Source organism: Bacteroides salyersiae (genome assembly GCF_031172035.1).
Taxonomy (GTDB): Bacteria; Bacteroidota; Bacteroidia; order Bacteroidales; family Bacteroidaceae; genus Bacteroides; species Bacteroides salyersiae.
Window position 1 is genome coordinate 3,219,271 of the sequence record NZ_CP133452.1, and the last position, 22,968, is coordinate 3,242,238.

Below are 22,968 nucleotides of genomic sequence, written 5' to 3' on the forward strand. Positions count from 1 at the left end.
TTTTTATTTATTGACCATTCAAAGATACTCATTATTTCCATAAACCGTTTCGTACCTTGATGAATTTTGAAATATAACACGAGTGAAAATAACTCAAAGTGTTGATAACCAGTATTTATGGGACTCTATACTTTTGCAGGACAAGAGTATGGACTTTTATATAAGAAGAGTGTACACTCTTGCATGTGAAAAGTGTACACTCTTGAAATTCCTGATTGGTTTTACCTTTAGCCCGTCTTATTTGTATTACCAGGAACGTCCTTTGAATACATCCGATTGGTCTAACGGTACGATGTTACCACTCAATGTGAGAGTATTGTTGTTGAAGTTCGGGTTTACGGTCACGGTAGCATTGTTACCTCCATTGGTCAATGAGATAAATATCTGGGCCGAAATACCGATGCCCTGTACACTGAATGAGCAGTTTACATTTCCTTTTTTATCAGTAGTAATTTTCATATCCGATGCACTACCGTCTACTGTTACACCACCGATTCCGTTAGGGCCGGGATATGGAGTGTTGAAAGCGACCTGCACGGTAGAGCGTTGACCGTTCATCATTACAAAGTTTGTTGTGGATGACACGAACGCACTTTGTCCGTTACGGAAGATTACTTGATCTGCTTCAAGTACGAACTGTTTGTTCTTCAGTGCTTGTACTGCTTGCTGGTAGGCCACTGCATCAGCCGCCTGTTCTTCTGCTTTCAGTCTTGCTCTTTCTGCATCTCTTTGTGCTTTACGGTCGGCACGGCGTACTGCTCTTTCTGATTCTTGTGCATACATCATGGTAGATGTACTTACCAATACTAATGCTAATAATGCAATTAACTTTTTCATAACTTGTTTTTGTTTAGGTTTAATAACGTTGTTCGTTTATTGCAAGAACAAGATATTTTTGATATTGTTCATCTGCACGCCACAATTTTATATCTGATCCTATCAATCGTTATATTCATTAACAGACTGATAATGTTGATGAAGCGGCAGGAAGTGCGTGCTTACATACGTGACTTTTGCAATAAAATTTATTAAAAGTTTATCTCTCCTTAGATTTTTGATACTACCTTTGGATATTTAATGAATCTATTGAAACATTATGAAGAAGATCGTTACTTTCGGAGAAGTGCTTCTCCGCCTTACTGCTCCCGGAAATCTCCGTTTTTCACAAGTTCGTGACTATGTGGCCGCTTTTGGTGGTAGTGAAACCAATGTAGCTGTATCTCTTGCCAACTTTGGCATTCCTACAGAATTTGTGACCCGGCTACCGGACAATGAAATAGCCCGTGCCTGTGTCAGTGATTTACGTTCCCACGGACTTCGTACAGACGGAATAATTTATGGAGGTGATCGTATGGGCATTTACTTCCTTGAAAACGGAGCTTCTTTTCGCAATTCGAAAGTGGTGTACGATCGTGCCGGTTCTTCTTTTTCCACACTTCGTCCCGGGATGATTGATTGGGAAACTGTTTTTGCCGATGCAGGTTGGTTTCATTGGTCGGGAGTTGCTGCTGCTTTGTCTCAAAGTGGAGCTGATACCTGTTTGGAAGCATTGCAAACGGCAGATCGTATGGGATTGACTATTTCATGTGATTTGAATTTCCGTAAGAATTTGTGGCAATATGGACGTACGGCTGCTGATGTCATGTATCCGTTGGTGCAGTATAGTGATGTGATTTTTGGCGCGGAGCCGGAATATAAAGAGATATTAGGCATTTCTCCTGTCGGTTTCAAGGCGATAAATACGGATTACCAACTCGATTTGCAGGGATTTGAGAAGGTCGGCAGGCAGGTGGAGACATTGGTGCCCCGTTGTAAAAAGATGTTCCTTGAATTACGGAATTCTTTGTCGGCCAATCATAATCTGTTGGCTGCCGTGCTTTATTCGGATAATACATTAAAGCATACGGGGATTTATGACATTGCGCATGAAGTAGACCGTGTGGGTACGGGAGATGCTTTTGTCGGTGGACTTATTTATGGATTGTTGACTTATCCGAATGATGATCAGAAAGCACTGAATTTTGCTTTAGCGGCTTCCTGTCTGAAAAATACATTCTGCGGAGATTTCAATCTGGCGACTGTCGCTGAAGTGGAAGCACTGATGAACGGTGATGCTTCCGGACGAGTACAGCGTTAAGTGCTCAGTTGATGGCGTTTCTGCCACCAATAGCGGATGAACAGTGCACCGGTGGCGATTAAGGCCAGTGACAGTCCGGTATAAAATACGGATATGAAACTGTTGGGTAGCAAATGCAGGCTTCGAATACTGATTCCCATAGAGATCATGAAAATCATGACGATCCAGCTCTTTACATCAAAGAAAGAGAACGGGCAGTTCTTTTCCGGTTTCTTCTGAATGATGCGTTCGGTATGCTTGTAATATAATCTTCTGAATATGAGTACAAAGAAAAGAAGAAATACGATCGTGGCCTCTCCTATTTTAAACAGCCAATACTGTGAATCACTGAGCCATGTCACGATTCCTATCCGCAGTATATTTGTTCCTGCCACTATCCACACGATACCGGCAGTAATGAGTAAAATTTGTCTGTTGACCCCGTATTTCATATATTAAATTTTGGATTGATGTTCTTAACAACAAATGAAACCACCCTTTGGGTTCACTTTCGCGAAAAAAAAGTGATAAGCAGTGAGCAACTTGTCAGTAAAACTCCCATTCCTATGACTCCATGCCAGCCGAATGCTTGCCAGGCACTTCCAGCCAAAAAGGTCCCCATCGAACCGCCGACAAAGTAAGTCGTCATAAAAATCGTGTTGACACGGTTGGATGCGCCGGGACAGAGCTCGAAGATGCTGGCCTGGTTACTTAACTGGATACATTGCATGCCTATGTCGATAATGATGATGCCTGCTACAATACCGAAATAGGTGTTTTCTCCTGCAAAAAGCAGGAACCAGGCAAAGAGTATCAACCCGCAACCGATGAAGTTGAACCGGCGAACTCCCACTCTCCTGACATACTTCCCTACTACGGAGGCAGAGAGTGCACCTGCTATTCCACAGAGTCCTAACATGCCGATGACATTGCTTCCTGCATAGAAAGGGGCTTGTCCCATCTTGAATGCCAGACACGACCACATGGCGAGAAATGAACCGAATGCCAGTGCTGCCCGTATGGAATAAATCCGCAATAAGGGATATTCTTTCAGGAGAAGAAACAACGATTTCATCAGATCACTGTATTTTCCTTTGAATGTGGGACGGATATCCGGCAATACTTTCATTACAACAATTCCGCATATCAACATCAATGCGGCCGCGATGTGATACATTTCTCTCCATCCGAACACTTCACCGATAAAACCGCTGATAACACGCGAAGCAAGAATACCCGTCAGCAATCCGGAGATAACGATACCTACATTTCTTCCTTTGTTCTCGGGTTTCGAAAATTGGGAAGCTATCGGAACAAATATCTGTGGTATCACCGAACAGATTCCTGTTAGAAATGAAGCTATTAATATAATGTGTATATTGGGTGCTAACGCAATGGTCAGCAGGGAGACGATCAGTATGGCAAAGTTCGTGACAATGATTTTCTTTCGTTGATACAGGTCGCCCAAAGGGATGATGAATAATAATCCGAGTGCATAGCCTATCTGGGTGACCATTGCTATAAGGTTAGTCTTAAATTCCGAAACACCCAGATCGTGGCGTATCATGTTCAGCAACGGCTGATTGTAGTAGAGGTTGGCTACGGATATGCCGGCAACGATAGCCAATGTCCAAAGTATGGATGCCGGTAGTCCTCCGTTTTCTTTCAAAGTCTGTTTCATAGGGGCAAAGATACGAAGATTGGATTTACTCTACAAAGAAAGTCACCGAAACCGTATTTCCTTCGTTGTCTACTGCTGTCAGAGAGTGTTTTCCGGAAGCGGGGAGGAAAGATAGCTTGTGGAAGTCTTGTGTCTCGCTCAGATAGTTGTTGTCGAGATGCCAGTATACGGTTGCTTTCGGATTGTTGTGTACCAGTTCAACGTTCAGTTGCCCTTTGCTGCCATCCAACTGTTTAGGGAGGAATACCCGGGCATTCATCGTAGGGTAGACAAATTGCATGGGGCGGAACACATCTTCACCGCATCCGGGTTTGAAAGGAGGGAGTGGTTTATATTCCGGGTGGTGCTGTTTGTAATACCATTCCCATACGGGAGGCAGGGTAAACCAGCTTTTTTGAATGGTAGGCTCCATGTCGATGCAACTTTCGTAGATGCGGGAAGTTCCATCGGCCGACAGGTTGATGAGATGATGATACGGGCAGGCTTCGGTCTTTAATCCGGCAGGGAGTATCAGTGTCGTATCCGTCTCTTCGCAGAAACGTCCTTTCAGATGTCCGGAAAGTCGGCATACTTCGGCATCGGCAAATATTCCGGATGGTCTGTCGAACCATGGGGAAGACGGAAGAAGATTGAATACATCGAATAGGACAGGTCCTGCCGTACGTGCTCCTACCAAGCCCGGTTTTCCTTCTCCGGTTGCGTTGCCCACCCATACGCCGACAGCATAACGGGGAGTAACTCCTACGGCCCATGCATCACGGAAGCCGTAACTCGTTCCCGTTTTCCAGGCAATGGTCTGCATAGACGGGATGGTGCGCCAGTCTATCTCTTCCGGTCGGTTTACTTCTTTAATGGCATCGAAGGTTTGCCAGACGGCACCCGGAGAAAGTGAGACATGTGAGTTGGCAGATGGCAGATGCCGGGTGGAATCGGAGAGTAATAAAGAGCAATCTGTCTTATCCAATCCTTTCAGGCAACGTGCCATTTCGGCGTAAGCCACAGTAATGTCCCATAAAGTACCTTCGGCTCCTCCTAAGATAAGTGATAATCCATAATGGGAAGCCGGGCGGGTAAGGGTAGTGAGACCGATCTGTTTGAGCAGGTTATAGAATTTGGGAACGCCGTAATGCTGCAACATGCTGACGGTCGGAATATTCAGAGAGCGCGCAATCGCTTCCGATGCCGGAACGGCACCTTCGAACTGTTGGCTGAAATTTTGTGGAGCAAAGCCGTTGATATTTATAGGAACATCCGGTAGCAGCGTGTGGGGAAGGATGCTGCCTTCCTGCAGCATGGCATAGTAAAGAAAGGGCTTTAGAATACTTCCCGTGCTACGCGGTGCACGGATGACGTCTACTTGATTACCGCTTCTCTCTTTGTTGAAGTGCAGGTTGCCACAGTAGGCAATGGGCTGTTTTTTCTCTATGTCGATAACGAGTATGGCCATGTTGCGGATGTCACTGCGGGAGAATTCGTTGTTCCAGCGTTCTACCAGTTCTTCCACTTGTAGTTGTATTCCACGGTCGATGGTACTCACCGAGTAAGTTCCGTTACGGGTCCGATAGAAATAGTCGGTCAGATGTGGGGCTGTCTGTGGTAAGGGTTTGGGTTCCTGTGGCAGAGGTTCACTGAGGGCAAGCTCATAATCGGAGTCGCTCAATGTGCCGTTCTTGTGAAGACGTGTCAGCAGGCGGTTACGCTTGTCGAGCAAGGACTGACGGCTTTTGGAAAGATGTATCATGGCGGGTGAATTGGGAAGTACGGCGAGCATGGCCGCTTCGGCCCACGACAAGTCTTCTGCTGCATGCCCGAAGTATCGCCAGGCAGCAGCATCCAGCCCCACTACGTTTCCTCCGAAAGGGGCGTGGGAGATATATAAAGAGAGTATCTTTTCTTTGGAATAACGGAACTCCAACCGGGTGGCCCATATCATTTCGATAAATTTCTCTGTGAACGTGCGTGGCTTATTCCGGGCAAGGCGAATCGTTTGCATCGTAAGCGTACTTCCTCCACTGATGATGCGACCGGCTTTTAGGTTCTGATAGATGGCCCTGCCGGTTGCCAACGGGTCTACTCCCCAGTGCCAATAGAAATGATTGTCTTCGAATGCTAAAAGACAGGTTTTAATCTTTTCCGGTGTGGTGGTGCGTGGAGGAAAGCGCCATTGTCCGTCCGGAGCGATGCGGGCACCGAGCAGTTCATGGTGACGGTCGGCTACAACGGTAGAGTAGGGCACATGAAACAGTTGCCGGGGAAGGCAAAAGATATACCAGACAATCAGAAGGGCAATGCCCCCTCCGATTATCCGGCTTTTTTTCTTTTTCCATCTTTTCATTCCTGTCTCTTGCCTGCGTTTATTTACAGTTTTTACCGTTCGACGATTGCTTTGCCGGCCCGTGTTCTCGCCTGTGCTCCGGCATCATACATTGCTTCGCACTGGATAGCCGGTAGTACGAATGTACCTGCATAGGTGGCTTGCAGCCGTACGGTGAATGTTTTATACTGCCCTCGTTTCAGGTTGAAATAGGTCAGTACACGGTCATCGCGGATATCCCGGTAGGAATAGCTGTTGTTGCTATCTGCACTGTTGGCCTTTTCCGGATCGGTTGTCATGCGTTCATTGTATATTTCCCAACCCGATGGTATGATGTGAGTCAGGGCAATATCCGAATAGTCGGTAGTGCCGCTGATGTTGGCTACGGTGACCACTGCCATAAAGTCGCTGCCTTGTTTCAGGGCTTCGGGGGCAATAGCTGTTCCGTTCATATCCGTATACTTTACGTCAAGGCGCAGGTTGTTTGACAAGGCCGGCAGGGTATCGTTCAGTAGTTGTGTTTTGGTTATCAAGTCCACATTCAAAGCTCCCTTACCATTGTTTTTTACAGTAACCGAGCCGCCACCGGGTGCAACAGACAACGCTTTCTCGAATACGGCCTTAGCCGATTTTACTGCCGGTTGTTGTTTGCCGTATATCGTCCAGGTGAAGTCGAGAGTACCCGATAATTTTTCTGCCAACCGGCCCATTGCCATTAATGCAAATGCGGTGGATTGTGTGCTGAACCAATCTTCACGTGACAAATTCTTTGAAACCTTTTGTGCCTGCGTGAATGCTTCCCGTTCACGCCCCATGAGCAATAAAGTCTCCAATATCATGGCTTCATCGCGATCGTACGAACCGTACACATAACTTCCGGCCGAAGGCGAATAAGGCTCTACGGTTGTCTTGGCATTAAATACCAGTTCATTGGCGGCTTTCGTTTTTCCGTTCAGCGCATAAGCGGCGGCCAGTCTCCATTTGGCTTGCAACGAAAGATCTTGCTGCATCTCTTTCATCCGGTTCATGGCTCCGTGTTCCGGCGCGCCTGCCAACGCTAATGTATATAAGCGGAAAGCCTGCTGTAAATCCGATTGCCAATAATAGCCGGTGTCTTGTTGAGGCGTACGCCAGTTCTGTGCAGCCGAACGCTGGAATCGTTTCCATTTATTCAGCACATTGGCATTTACGGCATATCCTTTTTCTTGTGCCATTACTAAGAACATTCCGGCATAGGAGGTGATCCATTCATTGGCAGAAGCATTGCCCGGCCAATATACGAATCCTCCGTTGGGTAACTGCCGGCTGTAAAGTTGCTTGATAGCTTCCTGTACATTCGCTTTTATCTTACCGGCTTCTGCTTCATCTACTGCTTTGAACTGGCCGACAAACAACAACGGAAGGGCTTTCGATGTCAACTGCTCTGTGCAGTAATGTTGATAATTATACAGAAAATCGAACCGGCGGCTGATGTCCACCGATGGGATACGTGACACCTCTAATTTCACGCTGTTTTCGGGTGAATTACTACCCGGCTTATAAGAGAGTTCGCAGCTTTGTCCGCTTTCTATCCATTTGCTTTCGCGCAGGGTGATGGCCGGATTCGGATTACGCACTTCTATTTCGATGGTTTCCGAAACTTTCTTGCCAGATCCTTCAGCCGTCAGCCGTACAGTGGTTTTCCCCGGCTTACTACCGGTTTTTAGTCTGAAATAGACCAACTGGTCGCCGGGTTCTGCAAACGTTACGGATTGCTGATGTTCGCCATTTACTTGTGCACTGCCTGATACAGAAACGGATACTTTTACATTTTTCACCTCTTTCTCCATGGCGAATATGTTGACCGGCAACAAAATCTCTTCTTGGGTACTGAGTACACGTGGGAGTGTGGAAAGAATCATTAGTGGTGTACGTACCGGAGTCGTCTTCTCTACATGTCCGTAAGCACCGTTTTCTCCGGCTACCACCATGGTACGTACCGAACCTACATACATCGGAAGGGTTATCCGGTGCGTCCGGCTCTTTCCCTTGCTTAGGCTGAACGGGCCGATGAAGCGTACTACCGGTTTGAAACGATTGGCTTTCGTGTCTGCGGGTTTTAAGGTTTCGTCACCTCCGGTACTGAATAGCGAACTATAACTGCCGGTATAAGCGCCCAACACATCGTCGTACATATCCCATGTCCGGATGCCCAATGCCTCACGGGCATAAAAGTCATTCCAGGGGTCGGGAGTCTTGAAATTGGTCAGATCCAGTAACCCGTCGTCCACAATCGCCAAGGTATAGGTCATCGCTTTTCCCTTCTTCTCACTTACTGTTACGCTGAATTCCGTTTCGGGGCGCAGTACGTCCGGCATTTGAATCTGCGGTTCGAGCACAGTCTCTCTATTGGTTACGAATACCGGCATCACTCCATACATACGGATCGGTAAATCATTGATCGTTTGTGCATGAGGTTGCAGCAGGCTGATGTGCAGATAAACGTTCGGGGCCATTTCCGGTGTTACCTTAAACTGATATTTCGTATCTTCCTTGCCCGAAACGTCTATCCATTCGCGTTGCAGTACGGTTGAACCGTTTTCCAACGTGGCAAGTGCCCGTCCTCCCGCCGATGCAGGGATAATAGCTGTTACTGTTTCGCCTATTTCATAAGAGTCTTTATCGATAGAGAAGGCCAGCATCTTGATACCGTTAGGATCGGTTTTAGACGAACGTCCACGCCACTCCGGCCAGTCTACGTATACCGTGCCTCCGGTGGCATGTCCGCTTTCCGTATCCTTGACATACACCAGATAACGTCCCCAACCCGGATAGTCAATCCGGAATTTGAAACTGCCTTTTCCATTCACAGTGTTTATCTTTCCGGTAGCTACCGGCGTGTAGGAACTACTGTTGACGTACGTCTCAAAAGACTCGCGGGAGTTTTCCCACCACCAGCTCCAGTCGATACGATAAATCTTATATTCCAGTCCCGAACGGTTTACCGGCTTCCCTTCCGGGGTTACAGTCACAATATCAAAAATATGATCTTTATCAGTCTCGATATATTTGCCTTTAGGCTGATTCAGATTGATACCTACATACGAGCTGAAAGGAGAGTAGGGCACACTCATGGTATAGATACTTGCATCTCCGCCCGGTTCGAATACTCTGGCCGTGATATTCGCCTGCAACATTCCGGGCGCATTTCCCGATTCCGGCAGTTTGAGCGTAAACGAAGCGTCTCCTTCTGTATCCAGCATTCCACTGAATACATCTGTCCGTGAAGAGGTAAATTCCGTAGCCGGATTGTTGAAGATATACTGTCCGTAATTCTTGAATTGCGTGTTGACTTTGGATAACGACATCTCTACTTTGGTTTTCAGCCGTGAAGCTTTGGCACCTGTCAGCCATGCCGATGACAAGGTGGCTCGTACTTCTCCGTCTGTGGCTTTCAGTATATTCCCCGGCAATTGCAGGTTTATTTTCAATCGGTTAGGTTTTACGGTCTCTATCCGCAGTGATTTATGGAAAGCGGTTCCTCCCACTTTTACATAAGCATTCCATAATCCGGTAGGGTCTTCCGTTTTTGTCGGTACGGCAAATGTATAGAGTCCGTTCATTCCGTTTGTAGAAATGAGTTTATTGTAGAATTGCCCTCTCGGGTTGTAAATTTCCAATGCTACGGGATGCTTGTCGGGTATTCGTTTGTTACGGTCTTCGAGCATGAACGAGATATGCAGGGTATCTCCGGGGCGCCATACCCCTCTTTCGCCATATATAAAGCCTTTCAGCCCTTTCTGTATATCCTTGCCACCGACATCAAAACGACTTACAGATTGTTCTTCACCATCGGCTACTCTTACATAGGCCTTTTGTTTTCCGGCTTCCGCTACTACGATGAAAGGCACTCCTTTTGTGTCAATAACGGCAAATCCGTTTTTGTCGGTTTCTGCTTCACCTACCGGTTGCAATTGAAAGCTATAAGCGGTTACTTTGGCTTTCTCTACCGGAGCTGTGTCGAGTATATTGTTGACTGTTACCCATAATTTGTTAACAGAGTTCCGTTTTACAATCATGCCTAAGTTGGAGGCGAGTACATTACAGGATGCCGTGCGGTCCGAACCCATATAATAAGAAATATGGCAAGGATTGTCCCGTTCTTCCCAACGGTATTTCCGCCAGTCCATCTTTTCCGAACCGTTATAATAATAGTAGGCCTGCGGGGTATCCCATTCTGCTTCATCTTCTTCCGACAGCTGGTCCGAAGATACTTTAGTCAATCTTTCCGGACCCTCGGAAATTTGTAGTTCCTTATCCTCTTCTCCGCATGGATAGGCGGAATATGCCTGTTTGAATGAAAGTATGATGCGATAAATAGCACCCGGCTCCTGGTTTATCAATCCGGAAAGGTCGATCGAATAATCTTCCCATTTGCGAATGTCTTTCGAAGGGTCTCTGTCCAGATGCAAAGTCTGTTTATAAACCAATCGCCCCGAGCGTCTCAATTCGTTGGAAGATGCCAAAGAATTACTCTGCATGAACATCAGTACATTACTTTCGTAGATGCGGATAACACTCAGATCTACAGCATGCAGGCTGACTGCCCGGAAAGGTACTATCAGATTCTTTGAGTCGGGTAGGATCGCTGCTTCCGTACGCAGTTCCACTTGTGGTTTCAGGCTGGGCTGGCTGAAAGAGATAGAGTGGGAGGTACCTAACCTTTTCCCTTCCATATTTTTCACTCCTTCGTATATTCTTAATGTCAACTTGTTGGCCCGGTTAGGTTCAAAGTACACATTTACCTTATCGTTTATCACTTGGAATGTATACGAAGAGAGTTCCGGAATTTCGATCAGCCCTTTCAAGTCCTGAGTGTCCGATACCGGATCCGAGAAAGAGATCTGTATTCCGTTTTCGGGCTGTTCGATTCGTAGGGCAGACATGAAGCGAAAGATGTTTTTGGCAGGTATTGTGATCTTTTCTACCATTTTCCGGTCGATGCCGGCCGCTTTTCCATCCAGCTTAATTTCCAGTTCATAATCTTTTTCTGCTCTCGGAATACGGCCGATGTTGAAAGTATATCGTGTCGGATTCCCGGTCCCCTCTATTGAAATGTTATAGGAAGAAGTCCCGTTACCACTGGCTGATAGGATTTTTTCTACCTGTGCGTTGTCTATTTTGTCGCTGAAACGAATCTCTCCTTTTACCGAAGCATAATCGGGAGCTGTAGCAGTTATATCCAACGGTTCCATCGCCAATGAGAAATTCTTCTCCTGCACGCGGAAGGAGAAGTTGAATTCTTTCAATCGTTTATCCACAGTGACGAATTCTCCCAATTGGAATGAGCCTTCGTACATTGTTCCTTGTTTCAGAGCTCCTTCTTCCGGAAGAAATTCAATCGTATTGTTGCTTACCCAATACGCTTTTCCTTTCAGTGAAGGTGAGAAACGGAACGGGTTCTCTTTCAGTTCATTATTTAAGTCTACTACAGGCTGATCTTGGGTCAATTCTATCCGTATGGGAGACGATTGTGAGATAACTCCGCCTGTGTAGGCATTGATGTACGGAGCAAATTCCGAAGAAGGAATAATTTCTTTCTGACTGCCTGCACATGAGTTCAGGCCAATGATGATGATCGAAAGGCAAGAAAGAAGAACCGGGATAATGACTGTCCGTTTCATAGTTCAAAGAATTTATCGTTCAATGAACAAAGATAATGAAAAGTCTATATTCTATGGATGTATTTCAATGAAAAAACAATTTCGGTATTTGAAATAAGATTTTTTCTTTTATTATCTTATTTTTCGGGCAGATATAGCACAAAATATTGGTTTTCGAATACAGTCTTATATTTATTTTTTTCTATAAATTCGTTTATTACCCTATGCTTTTTATTACTTCTGAAAGGACCTGTCTCAATACCACAGTCAATCAGGTAGTTTTCGCTTGGTTCTCCGAACTCTTTGCCTATACTGTTGAATTTTTGTCGCAATATAGCAGGAAGCGGACCACTGTAATTATTTAATTTGTGTCTAAACAGAGGTTCTCCTAATAATTCCGGCCAGGAGCATCCGATAAAAGGTTTGGTGCGTGTCATATAATTTATAGCTGGAATACTGCCATAAGCAAATAGGTGATCGCCTTGTTTGATATAAGGTTTTATTCCTATTAACAAGTCATTGAGAATCTGTGCCCTTTCCCGGCTCGTATAAATATGTTTAACTCTGTCGTTTTGAATAGAATATCGCTTTTCGAAAAGCGGACCACCATCAAAGTATACTCCGTCACATATGGCCTTTGCTCCACATGCAAGGATATATATCCCCAATGTAAGCAGCAATGTTTGTCTGACAGCCCATTGCGGTATGGCTGGAATATGAATATTTTGAATCGATAGATAGAATGAGATTGCCATAGGCATCCCTAACCAATAGATGATGCTTCCGTTATTGACCATGCCTCCATCACTGCCGAGAGGTATGATCATGATCATCGAGAGTCCGGCCCATGATAGCATTTTTATCTCTTTATCTTTGTTCAGAACGATATTTCCCAATATCCCGACCATACTGAAAGCGCACAAAGTGAATACTACGTTCTCTTTATAAAAGAGAATGGCAAGTAAAGAGAAAACGATGATCCGGACAGGCAATAATACCACCTCCTTTTTTATATATTTAGCAGATCCCCAAAATATAATATAAAGTAAAACAATCTTTATTCCTAATTTGAGAACTAAATAATAGATTCGTACTTGTGCAAATATCATATTGGATAGGGTATGGGAACTCGTACCGCTATCATCTTCTGCTATAAAGAGCAACTCACGCATGTTATTGACGAAAGGTTCATAATGTCCCCAGACTTTCATTAGACTGATGATACCCATTATTCCTATAATAAACGAAACTGTAAATACCAGGCATCTGTTGATGCAGAGACAAACTGTTTCTCTATAATAAAGAGCATGCAATATGACCAATAATATGATTCCGTAATCTAATATATTGGGAATGCGTGAGAAAGAGTTGATTCCTATTATGATACCACTTATGATGAAATATAGATATTTATTTCTGTTTAGCCCTTTAAATATATAAAAGATAGCTGTCGTATACAAGAGACTGGTTATAAGATCATTGTAAAAAGTCATCGGCATGGCTATATAAGATATCGTGACCAAGACACAACCTATGATTATAGCCGACATTGGAATCTGTTTTCTAAATAGTTTATATAATAGATAGATGATTATCATATTATTGACTATTCCCAATATGCGCATATCGAATATCCCTGCATCAGGAAACAGTGTCATAAAAGCACCACCAATGACCCCGCTCAAGTAATACATAAAGTTGTATTCCACGCATTCCGGATTTTGAAATATGTTATCGTAAAAAACCATATAAAACCCGGAGTCACATAACTCGAATCCGATAAAAGCAGAAATTAGTTGATAGGCGATAAGGAATAAAAATGTAATGCCAAAAGCTGTTTTCGGCTTTGCTTCTATAGTATGGTAAAGATTAGATAATGCGTTCATTAATGTATTTATAAATTCTTTTGTGTTATTGACTTGTATAAGCTTTTTCTAAAAAGTATGCAAATATAGTCAATTATTGGTGTACGATTCTTTTTCATCTTTTAATTTTTGACATTACAGATTTGTTGAATAAGTGTTTTTGTTAAGATTAGGTGAAATGGTTGCAATATGGTCGCAAATATAGCTTCAACTTAGCTCATTCTAAGACAATCAGCCATACATTAATCTTAGATAGACAATCTAATCTTAAAAAAAGTACTTATGAGGCATTGAAGATAGACACCCCTCTTCTTGACCGTATAGAAAAGGGGCGGGAAACTTAAGTGTTAATTATAAGTCGGGGGATTTAGATACGGTTTTCGAAACGGAAAACTGGACACCCTAATAAATTTCTCACGGGGCTGGATTCATGAATATTTAAGGACTGTGGAGTTAAGTATCTATTTATTTAATTTTATTATAATACCCTTTTCCGCCACATGAAGGACAACTGTCGTGGCTATGGGATGCATTTACAGTCTTTCCACACTCGCTGCACCAATGAGTCCCCGAATTCCCATATGTAGGAGTCTTTGATCCTGCTATCCATCCTTTCCCTCCACATAAAGAGCAGGTTTGCCGATAAGTTGAACTATTGCTTCCTATATGGCCTGAATTACCGCCTCCCATATAATTTGGTGGAGTTGCTGAAGAGGATAGATCAAATGTATAAAGCATAGAAGCTCTCTCAAGATAGAGAATTATGGAAAAATTTGTTTTACTCATAAATACCGCGTTTTTTTCTCCTGGATTCTGATATAAAAATATATCTTTAGCATAATTGGGATCTTTTAATTCGAAATTTAATATACCTCCCATAACATTTAGTGAAATGCCATTTTCTGTAAGGGACAACGAAGCATGAGCGCCTGTTGTTCTTTCTTTATACATGAAATTTTGAGCAGAAGCTTGTTCATTAGAAGCATAACAAACTAAAAAAAAGAAAATGAGTATAAGCTGTTTCATTGTATATTATTTTAGTATAAGTTCAATCTATTAATTATTTATTTTTAAATGTGTAGTATATTGAAAATGTAAATATTGAATCGGTATGTACTTTTATGTATTTATTAGTATATTTTTCCTGTACAATGAAGATTTACAGTAGACGAACCATTTATTGTACTATATATGAATTTAGTACCACTCATTGTAAATTCATTCTGTTTGGTGAATTCTAATTGAACTTTATATTGGAAAGTACGAATATGGCCAGAGGCATTTTGGGCAATAGAGAAACTGAGTATTGCTGTACTTGGACTGGTTTTGTTATATGTATAGCTTCCCCAATCTGTCGACCAGCTTGATTTACAATCAGTTTTGTTTAGGATTTCAATAAATGTTTGAGTTATCCCTATGCTTTCACTGTAATGTTTACTTTCCCCCGGATATGTATAATATCCCTCCCAGCCGATTTTAGCACCTATGGGTAATGTGGTAGGAACCCATTCTGTTAATTCTCCATTTCCAGTGTCTGATTCATCTTTATTGCATGAAGATAAAAAGAAGCAGTTTACAATTAAGATAAATAATAAATTTGATGTTTTCATAATAACATTGAGATTTTAAAATTATACTGCAAAGAACGGTATAAAATAGAAGAATAAGAATATGTGTATGTTGAAAAAAAACTACACTATTGTGGATTTTTTTTCACAATCACTATATTCTTGAAAATAAGGTTTGAAAAAATTATATTTTAAAATGATAGATATTCTTAGTAGCTGTTCTGTATCAATGCTTTGTCGTTTAAATATAGCATATACATTACTTCTATCGCAATAAAGTCTTTTTGCGAACCAAGTTATAGAGCGTTCTTGGCGGTGAAATTCTTCTTCGATAAGTTTACCTATGTGTACCATAGTAATAAAAAAAGGCGGAACCATTCGTAACTTATTCTATTCTGAGGTACCGCCAAGCACCGTAACGCAAATAAGCACAAACAGTTCACGCCCGATAGGACGTGAACTTTCAGTAACTTATTCTCGCGTTTCTTCAATTTTGGCGGTTTTCAGAATAGAGAATAAGAGCTAAAAGCTCTAATATCTTTTAATAAGTAAGAATGGAATCGCTATTCCAAAAGTTTATTGTTTTAAATAAAAATAGGAGAGTCGACACTAAGTTCGCTCTCCTTTTGTATATAGTAACTAAATTACTTGCTTAAAGCTTGAGCTACGTCTACCGCACAAGCCACTGTACATCCTACCATCGGGTTGTTACCAATTCCCAAGAATCCCATCATTTCTACGTGAGCAGGAACTGATGAAGAACCGGCGAACTGAGCATCTGAGTGCATACGTCCCATCGTGTCCGTCATACCATATGAAGCAGGTCCGGCAGCCATGTTATCTGGGTGAAGAGTACGACCTGTACCACCACCGGAAGCTACTGAGAAATAGGGCTTACCAGCTAATACGCGTTCTTTCTTGTATGTACCGGCAACCGGGTGTTGGAAACGTGTCGGGTTAGTAGAGTTACCGGTAATGGAAACATCTACACCTTCTTTCCACATGATAGCTACACCTTCGCGAACGTCATCAGCACCATAGCATTTTACTTTTGCACGTTCACCGTCAGAGTAAGCGATTTCGCGAACTACTTTCAGTTCACTTGTGTAATAATCGAATTGAGTCTGAACATAAGTAAAGCCATTGATGCGTGAGATGATCTGAGCAGCGTCTTTTCCAAGACCGTTCAAGATACAACGCAAGGGCTCTTTACGTACTTTGTCTGCTTTAGCAGCGATTTTGATTGCACCTTCGGCAGCAGCGAATGATTCGTGACCGGCTAAGAATGCGAAACATTTAGTTTCTTCACGCAGCAACATTGCAGCCAGGTTGCCATGACCGATACCAACCTTACGGTCGTCGGCTACTGAACCCGGAATACAGAATGCCTGAAGACCGATACCGATAGCTTCGGCAGCATCAGCAGCATTCTTACAGCCTTTTTTGAGAGCAATAGCAACACCTACTACGTAAGCCCACTTTGCGTTTTCAAAACAGATAGGCTGAGTTTCTTCACACGTCTTATAAGGATCAAGTCCGGCAGCTTCGCAGATTGCGTTAGCTTCTTCGATGTCTTTGATGCCGTTAGCGTTCAAAGCTTCGATGATACCTTTGATACGACGGTCTTGACTTTCAAATTTTACTTCTCTAATCATAGTTTCTTTTCCTCCTTATATTATTCGTGACGTGGATCAATATGTTTAACTGCTCCCTGTTCTGCTGTTACGCGTCCGTATGTACCGGTTACTTTTTTCAAAGCTTCGTTAGCATCGGTTCCTTTTTTGATTTCGTCCATGAACTTACCCATGTGTACGAATTCGTATCCGCAGATCTCATCGTTTTTGTCCAAGAAGATGTTCTTGATATAGCCTTCTGCCATTTCAAGATAACGAGGACCTTTAGCTAAAGTACCGTACAGTGTACCTACTTGGCTACGCAGACCTTTACCTAAATCTTCCAGACCGGCACCGATGATCAGACCGCCTTCTGAGAAAGCCGACTGAGTACGTCCGTAAACAATCTGTAAGAAAAGTTCGCGCATAGCAGTGTTGATAGCGTCGCAAACAAGGTCGGTATTCAATGCTTCGAGGATTGTTTTACCCGGAAGAATTTCTGCAGCCATAGCAGCCGAGTGAGTCATACCCGAACATCCGATAGTTTCAACCAGAGCTTCCTGGATGACACCTTCTTTTACGTTCAGAGTAAGTTTACAAGCACCCTGCTGAGGAGCACACCAACCAACACCATGTGTCAGACCTGAAATATCAACGATTTCTTTTGATTTTACCCATTTTCCTTCTTCGGGTATGGGAGCCGGTCCGTGGTTAGGACCCTTCTTTACAACACACATGTGTTCCACTTCGTGTGAATAAGTCATAATTAGCTCTTTTTTAAGTAATATAATTAAAAATACGTAGTCACTATTCTCAAATTGCACGCAAAGGTACTCGTTTTATTGGTTTTTGCAAATCGGCTTTTATTACTTTTTTATGAAAAGAATAAAATAGGAGGGAGGGAGTTCGCTTATTGTAATGTGGAGATTACATTTTGGGATTGAACTATTCACCGGACAGTTTGTTCTTTGATAAAATTTATGATTATGGAGTTCGACCAAGTAGATATGCATTATTTGATAGCAGCCATTTGTGTGATAACGGGTGCTTTGATATTTTATACTATTGGAGTATGGGGAGAGCATGTGCAGGGAAAATTGAAATTCTGGCACATTCTCTTTTTTCTTTCCGGATTGGTGTGTGATGCAGTAGGAACGGGATTAATGAAGAGTATCGCGCATATGACCCATCTTCATGATGAAATACATACGGTGACCGGTGTGATTGCCATTTTACTGATGCTGATACATGCGATGTGGGCTATTTGGACTTATACGAGAGGTTCTCTTACTGCAAAAGCACATTTTAATCGTTTCAGTATTTTTGTGTGGTGTATTTGGCTTATACCTTATTTTATCGGGATGTATTTAGGGATGTCTCATCATTAAAAAAAGAAAAGTCCTTTTGTTAAAGGACTTTGAAACTTTTTGTTTGTTGAGTGTCGGTTACTCTGATAATCACAGGTTGCAGGAGGGTGATTTCCTGTTTGGGGTTGTAGTTTGTTTGCGAACTCAGCAGTCGCCCCATCAAATCATAAACTTCAATAACGCTTTTACCCTCTAATCCTAAAATAACAATCTTATTACCTTCTTTATGTAGAGACAGATTTGAAGAAGTGCTCGTTTCTCCGATACCTGTAGGTGATCCTTTTAAACCGAAATCGTCTTTGCTCGGAGAAAACTCTGCGTTTTCATATCCGGCTTTCATCAGTTCGTCTACCAAGCTGTTGATATATAGTTCAAGATAACAATATCCGGTTTCTTCATCAATATCTTTGTATGTTTTACCTTGAGGCAGATATTTATTGGCCCATTCATCGGGAATTCCGTCATTGTTACTGTCTGTAGGTTTGCTTTCTGAGTTATAGGTGATATAACCTTCACAATTGGTCTGAGAGTCGATGAGTCCGTTAGTGCTTTTATTGGAACCTTCAAAAGTGTAACCGCCACTGCGTACATCAGACATGATACGAGTGTCTATCACGTCGCGTTTCAAGCTTGCTCCGACATAGGTTAACACTTTTTCGTATGTTTCTATTGCTGTATGGGTAGTAGTAGGGGCAGCTTCAAATTCTGTTACACTTTTGATGTTTTCAATACTCCCTCCGGGTAATGGGGCATTACCGGTATCCGGATGGATTCCAACCCAATTGTCTGCATTTGTTTTAGCGATATTGGTTTTAGATTTGCTACTCAGCTTAGAACAAGTGTCATCAAAATAATTTCCTGATACATAGAATTTTCCCCAAACACCAGCTTCGTTTACGTATTTCCCATCATCTGCGTTTGGTGAAAAAATGCGATAGGTGATACCTTCTTTAGTTGCAGTTGAAGGTCCTGGTTTATAATAGTTGTTGATAAAATTATAATTACCTCCTTCTCCGGCATATCCGCCATTAGTCGGTCCCCAATTATAAAATACATTATTGCGCAAATCGACCATTTCATCATCGGGTCTTCCTGTATAACGGCTTCCGCAAAGTCTGGGGGTACGACTTTTATGATGTGCTAATAAATTGTGATGAAAAGTAGCACCTTCACCTCCCCAGATGCCGCCATATCCGTGGCTACCTTTTCCATGTACGGAATTGGTTAGGCTTTCACTCAAGATACACCATTGCATTGTGAAATTTTTATTTCCGTAAAAAGAAGAGCATTCATCTGTACTCCAACTCATCGTACAATGGTCAATGATTACATTACTTTGATTGCGTCCCCACATAGCATCGTCTTCCGTTTGCTCTTCGTCTCCCATCCGGCAACGGATAAATCGGATAATAACATTGCTCGCTTTAATTACAACTGAGTAGTTTTTGATGCAGATGCCATCTCCTGGAGCTGTTTGGCCGGCAATTGTTATGTTTCCGTTTTTTATTTCAAGTGTACTTTTTAATGCAATAGTTCCGGATACATCGAATACGATAATACGGTTACCGCTTTTCAATCCTTCGCGAAGCGAGCCGGAACCGCTGTCGTTTAGATTCGTGACATGATATACACTACCGCCACGCCCTCCGGTGGTGGTATAACGAGCAAAGCCTTCTGCACCCGGGAAAGCTGGAGTTGTCTGGGCATGAAGATCGCTGATTAACGCTGCTACTATGATTAGTATCGAAAATAAAGTAATGATTCGTTTCATAAACTACTTATCTATTTTATTTTTAGGCAAAGTTCGGGATTATCTTCTTTAGGTATGTGGATAAATTATTTTTCTATGTGTAACTATTGGCTTTTATGAATAGAATATATCAATATATGTAATGTGCTGTTACATATATTGTTAATAGGTATGTCATCTATTGATAGTTGATTTTACATTACTATTATATCTTTTTTTTTAGGTGTTTCTTAAGTATATAATTTAATTTGTTTGTGTGTGTAATAGGTAGGTGGTACCACCTACCTATTACACACACAAACAAACATAATATATATGTTCTCAAACCATACATTTATATATACTTGAAAATAGTAGTTGTCAAAAAGGGGTTTCTTTAATAAAGTTCGTAACTTTGCAACATTAATATAAATAGCAAATAGAATTATGATAAAATTGTCAGATGCGGTCTTGCAAAAAGCGGCAGGTGAGGGAATGGATGAGTTTATCCAAGTGTTTACCGATAAATATAAAGAAGCGATAGGAGGTGAGCTGACTGCCGGAACAATGGCTTTGCTTACGGGTGAGCAACATTCGTTATTGGCTTATCAGATATTCCGTGATGAGATTATGGTAGGCGGTTTCTGTCAATTGATTCAGAATGGATATGGTGGTTATATTTTTGATAATCCCTTTGCTAAAGTAATGCGTTTATGGGGGGCGGAAGAGTTTTCTAAGCTTGTCTATCGGGCAAAGAAAATTTATGATGCCCATCGTGAAGATCTTGAAAAAGAGCGTACCGAAGATGAATTCATGGCAATGTATGAACAGTATGAAGCTTTTGATGAGCTGGAAGAAGAGTATTTTGAAATGGAGGAACAGGTGACGGTAATCATTGCAAGTTATGTAGATGAACATTTAGAACTGTTTGGAGAGATAATAAAGTGATGTAAAAGGCTGTTCTTTATTTCTTCGTATAATCATAATTTAGGTGTTAAAAATAAAGATATGCTATTTAGTCCATCCGATTTATACAAGAAAGTGAGTTTGGAGAAATAATTAAATAACCGGTGCAGTATTTTTTAAGTCTCTGCATTTACTAATTGTGAATTAGAATTTATATCTTTGCAAACTCTAAAAAATAGATTTATGAAACAAGTGAAAGTTTTGGTATTGACCCTGATTGTTTTAATGGGTATTGGTTTTACTTCTTGTATGAATTCAGATGATAATTATACTCCTATATGGCAAGGACCGGTGGAGGTTATTTCTTCTGTTTACGGAGGCACTTATTTTAAAATAGGTGAACTTAAAATACAACCTACTACTACTTCATTAATGGCTGTCGAGGAAACTTATAAATTTGATCCTTCTTCCACCAAGATGGCCTATATTGCTTGCACTTATTCCAATGATGAAGCGAGTGGAAATTCGGGAGCAACCAATACGTTGAAAAATGTAACTTTAAATTATGCTGTATCGTTAGATGGTACGGTGGAGAGTGTAGCAGAAAAAGGAGCCTCCAATGATTCTGTTGCTACAGCTCCTATCATACGTGTTACCAACGTGATGAGCTCTTCTTCCACGAGTGAAGAAAATTTCTATATTTTGGATAATCGTTATCTTTTTGCTGGAATATCATATTATGTTCAGGAAAAGCAGCATTCGTTTACATTGGTAAACTATCCTAATGAGGAGGTTGAGGATGGTGTTATTAAGTTTTATTTGCGTCATGGTGGAACACCTGAAAAAGATGGTGTTACTTTGATTTCTGCAAATGTGGCAGGTACTTATCCGTATTTATATTACAAGAGCTTTGATCTTGCGAATTATTTGCCTACTTTGCCGGGAAAAGAAGTGAAGATTATTGTTGAGGTTGATGAGAACACTGTCAATAACAAGTTGGATGATGAAAGAACTAAGAAGAGAGAGTATTCTCTTACTTATAAAGTAGAGGAATAATATTGAATTACAAAGAATTATTTAAGATATCGATGTCATTGATTTCCTCTCCGGCCAAGGCCTGGGAGGAAATTCGTTTGGAAGAGGATAGGCGAAAGGTTTTCGGAGCTTTTGTCTATCCTATGATTGGTTTATGTGGTCTTGCCGTATTTATAGGTTCTCTGTTGGTCAACGGTTGGGGTGGTCCGCAAAGCTTTCAGATAGCTATGACGCAGTGTTGTGCAGTGGCAGTGGCATTGTTCGGCGGTTATTTTCTGGCTGCATATGCCATCAATCAATTACGGGTACAAATGTTCGGGATGTCCGATGATGTTCCTTTGACCCAACAATTTGCCGGATATGCATTGGTAGTCACTTTCCTGCTTAAAATAATTACCGGTTTGTTGCCGGATTTCAGTATTATCGGTTGGTTATTGCAGTTTTATATCGTCTATGTGGTGTGGGAAGGTGTGCCGATTGTGATGCAAGTTGAAGAAAAGAATCGGTTACGATTCACCATTTTATCATCCCTGTTGTTAATACTGTGTCCGGCGGTGATTCAATTCGTGTTCAATAAGCTAACAGCAATATTAAATTAAGAAACAAATGAAACTGGCTCCTGTAAATATAAAGAATAAACGTGCTACATTCGACTATGAACTGATCGATACTTATACGGCAGGTATTGTGCTTACCGGAACGGAAATCAAATCCATCCGTATGGGAAAGGCAAGTCTGGTAGATACGTTTTGCTACTTTGCCAAAGGTGAGTTGTGGGTGAAGAATATGCACATCGCCGAGTATTTCTATGGTTCGTACAATAATCATACAGCTCGTAGAGACAGGAAGCTGTTACTTAATAAAAAAGAGTTGAAGAAACTCGAACGTGGCACCAAGGAAACCGGCTTTACTATTGTACCGGTTCGTATGTTCGTCAATGAAAAAGGATTGGCTAAAGTTGTAGTAGCTTTGGCAAAAGGTAAAAAGCAGTATGATAAACGTGAATCTCTGAAAGAAAAAGATGACCGTCGCGATATGGACAGAATGTTCAAAAGGTGAAGATTGTGATTTAGTGGTAAGTGATTAGTGATGGTGATTAGCGATAGACGGTGAGTGATAAAGTAGACAGGTG

General features: G+C 42.0%; 17 protein-coding genes. 6 read left to right on the forward strand and 11 right to left on the reverse strand.

Annotated elements, in window-relative coordinates:
* Positions 1–246: 246 nt before the first annotated feature.
* Positions 247–837 carry a DUF4251 domain-containing protein gene (locus RB604_RS11835; protein WP_007480326.1) on the reverse strand — a complete coding sequence of 197 codons (591 nt, stop codon included), beginning with the start codon at positions 835–837 and terminating at the stop codon, positions 247–249.
* Between the two features lie 259 nt (positions 838–1,096).
* Between RB604_RS11835 and RB604_RS11840 the strand changes: the two genes are divergently transcribed.
* Positions 1,097–2,137, forward strand: coding sequence for a sugar kinase (locus tag RB604_RS11840; protein WP_055295473.1), 1,041 nt, complete (start codon positions 1,097–1,099; stop codon positions 2,135–2,137).
* Here RB604_RS11840 and RB604_RS11845 read toward each other — a convergent pair.
* The 9 genes from RB604_RS11845 to RB604_RS11890 all read right to left on the reverse strand — a co-directional run bounded on the left by RB604_RS11845 (position 2,134) and on the right by RB604_RS11890 (position 17,563).
* A complete protein-coding gene (locus RB604_RS11845) occupies positions 2,134–2,568 on the reverse strand; it encodes a hypothetical protein (protein WP_005923933.1) in 435 nt (144 codons plus the stop codon). The two genes, RB604_RS11840 and RB604_RS11845, sit on opposite strands and share 4 nt — an antisense overlap.
* A 53-nt stretch (positions 2,569–2,621) precedes the next feature.
* Entirely contained in the window at positions 2,622–3,797 is a 1,176-nt protein-coding gene (locus RB604_RS11850) for an MFS transporter (protein ID WP_005923930.1), read from the reverse strand.
* Between the two features lie 25 nt (positions 3,798–3,822).
* Positions 3,823–6,132 carry a penicillin-binding protein 1C gene (gene pbpC, locus RB604_RS11855; protein ID WP_122282103.1) on the reverse strand — a complete coding sequence of 770 codons (2,310 nt, stop codon included), beginning with the start codon at positions 6,130–6,132 and terminating at the stop codon, positions 3,823–3,825.
* Positions 6,133–6,164: 32 nt separating this feature from the next.
* On the reverse strand, positions 6,165–11,774 hold the full coding sequence (locus RB604_RS11860) for an alpha-2-macroglobulin family protein (protein ID WP_055295479.1): 5,610 nt from the start codon (positions 11,772–11,774) through the stop codon (positions 6,165–6,167).
* A gap of 116 nt (positions 11,775–11,890) precedes the next feature.
* Positions 11,891–13,639: a glycosyltransferase family 39 protein gene (locus tag RB604_RS11865; RefSeq protein ID WP_007480335.1), complete on the reverse strand. Its 1,749-nt coding sequence runs from the start codon at positions 13,637–13,639 to the stop codon at positions 11,891–11,893.
* A gap of 444 nt (positions 13,640–14,083) precedes the next feature.
* A complete protein-coding gene (locus tag RB604_RS11870; protein ID WP_007480337.1) occupies positions 14,084–14,644 on the reverse strand; it encodes a hypothetical protein in 561 nt (186 codons plus the stop codon).
* A 104-nt stretch (positions 14,645–14,748) separates the two neighbouring features.
* Positions 14,749–15,228 (reverse strand): hypothetical protein, encoded by a 480-nt coding sequence (locus RB604_RS11875; RefSeq protein WP_007480338.1) that lies wholly within the window; start codon positions 15,226–15,228, stop codon positions 14,749–14,751.
* A gap of 602 nt (positions 15,229–15,830) precedes the next feature.
* Positions 15,831–16,841 carry a GGGtGRT protein gene (locus RB604_RS11885; RefSeq protein ID WP_055295483.1) on the reverse strand — a complete coding sequence of 337 codons (1,011 nt, stop codon included), beginning with the start codon at positions 16,839–16,841 and terminating at the stop codon, positions 15,831–15,833.
* 20 nt (positions 16,842–16,861) lie between these two features.
* Entirely contained in the window at positions 16,862–17,563 is a 702-nt protein-coding gene (locus tag RB604_RS11890) for an iron-sulfur cluster assembly scaffold protein (RefSeq protein ID WP_002561828.1), read from the reverse strand.
* Between the two features lie 222 nt (positions 17,564–17,785).
* Here RB604_RS11890 and RB604_RS11895 point away from each other — a divergent pair, with 222 nt between their 5' ends.
* The gene (locus tag RB604_RS11895; protein ID WP_007480403.1) at positions 17,786–18,187 is read left to right on the forward strand and encodes an HsmA family protein; all 402 of its coding nucleotides are present in this window, start codon (positions 17,786–17,788) and stop codon (positions 18,185–18,187) included.
* Positions 18,188–18,206: 19 nt separating this feature from the next.
* Here the strand turns inward: RB604_RS11895 and RB604_RS11900 are convergent, their stop codons facing one another.
* Complete coding sequence (locus RB604_RS11900) at positions 18,207–19,937, reverse strand: hypothetical protein (RefSeq protein WP_007480404.1); 1,731 nt, start codon at positions 19,935–19,937, stop codon at positions 18,207–18,209.
* 405 nt (positions 19,938–20,342) lie between these two features.
* Here RB604_RS11900 and RB604_RS11905 point away from each other — a divergent pair, with 405 nt between their 5' ends.
* The 4 genes from RB604_RS11905 (at position 20,343) to smpB (ending at position 22,895) form a co-directional block, all read left to right on the forward strand.
* Complete coding sequence (locus tag RB604_RS11905; protein WP_007480405.1) at positions 20,343–20,843, forward strand: DMP19 family protein; 501 nt, start codon at positions 20,343–20,345, stop codon at positions 20,841–20,843.
* Positions 20,844–21,044: 201 nt separating this feature from the next.
* Positions 21,045–21,857 (forward strand): hypothetical protein, encoded by an 813-nt coding sequence (locus RB604_RS11910; RefSeq protein ID WP_007480406.1) that lies wholly within the window; start codon positions 21,045–21,047, stop codon positions 21,855–21,857.
* A 32-nt stretch (positions 21,858–21,889) separates the two neighbouring features.
* Complete coding sequence (locus RB604_RS11915) at positions 21,890–22,435, forward strand: Yip1 family protein (RefSeq protein ID WP_044093961.1); 546 nt, start codon at positions 21,890–21,892, stop codon at positions 22,433–22,435.
* Positions 22,436–22,442: 7 nt separating this feature from the next.
* Complete coding sequence (gene smpB, locus RB604_RS11920; protein ID WP_005923872.1) at positions 22,443–22,895, forward strand: SsrA-binding protein; 453 nt, start codon at positions 22,443–22,445, stop codon at positions 22,893–22,895.
* Positions 22,896–22,968: the final 73 nt, after the last annotated feature.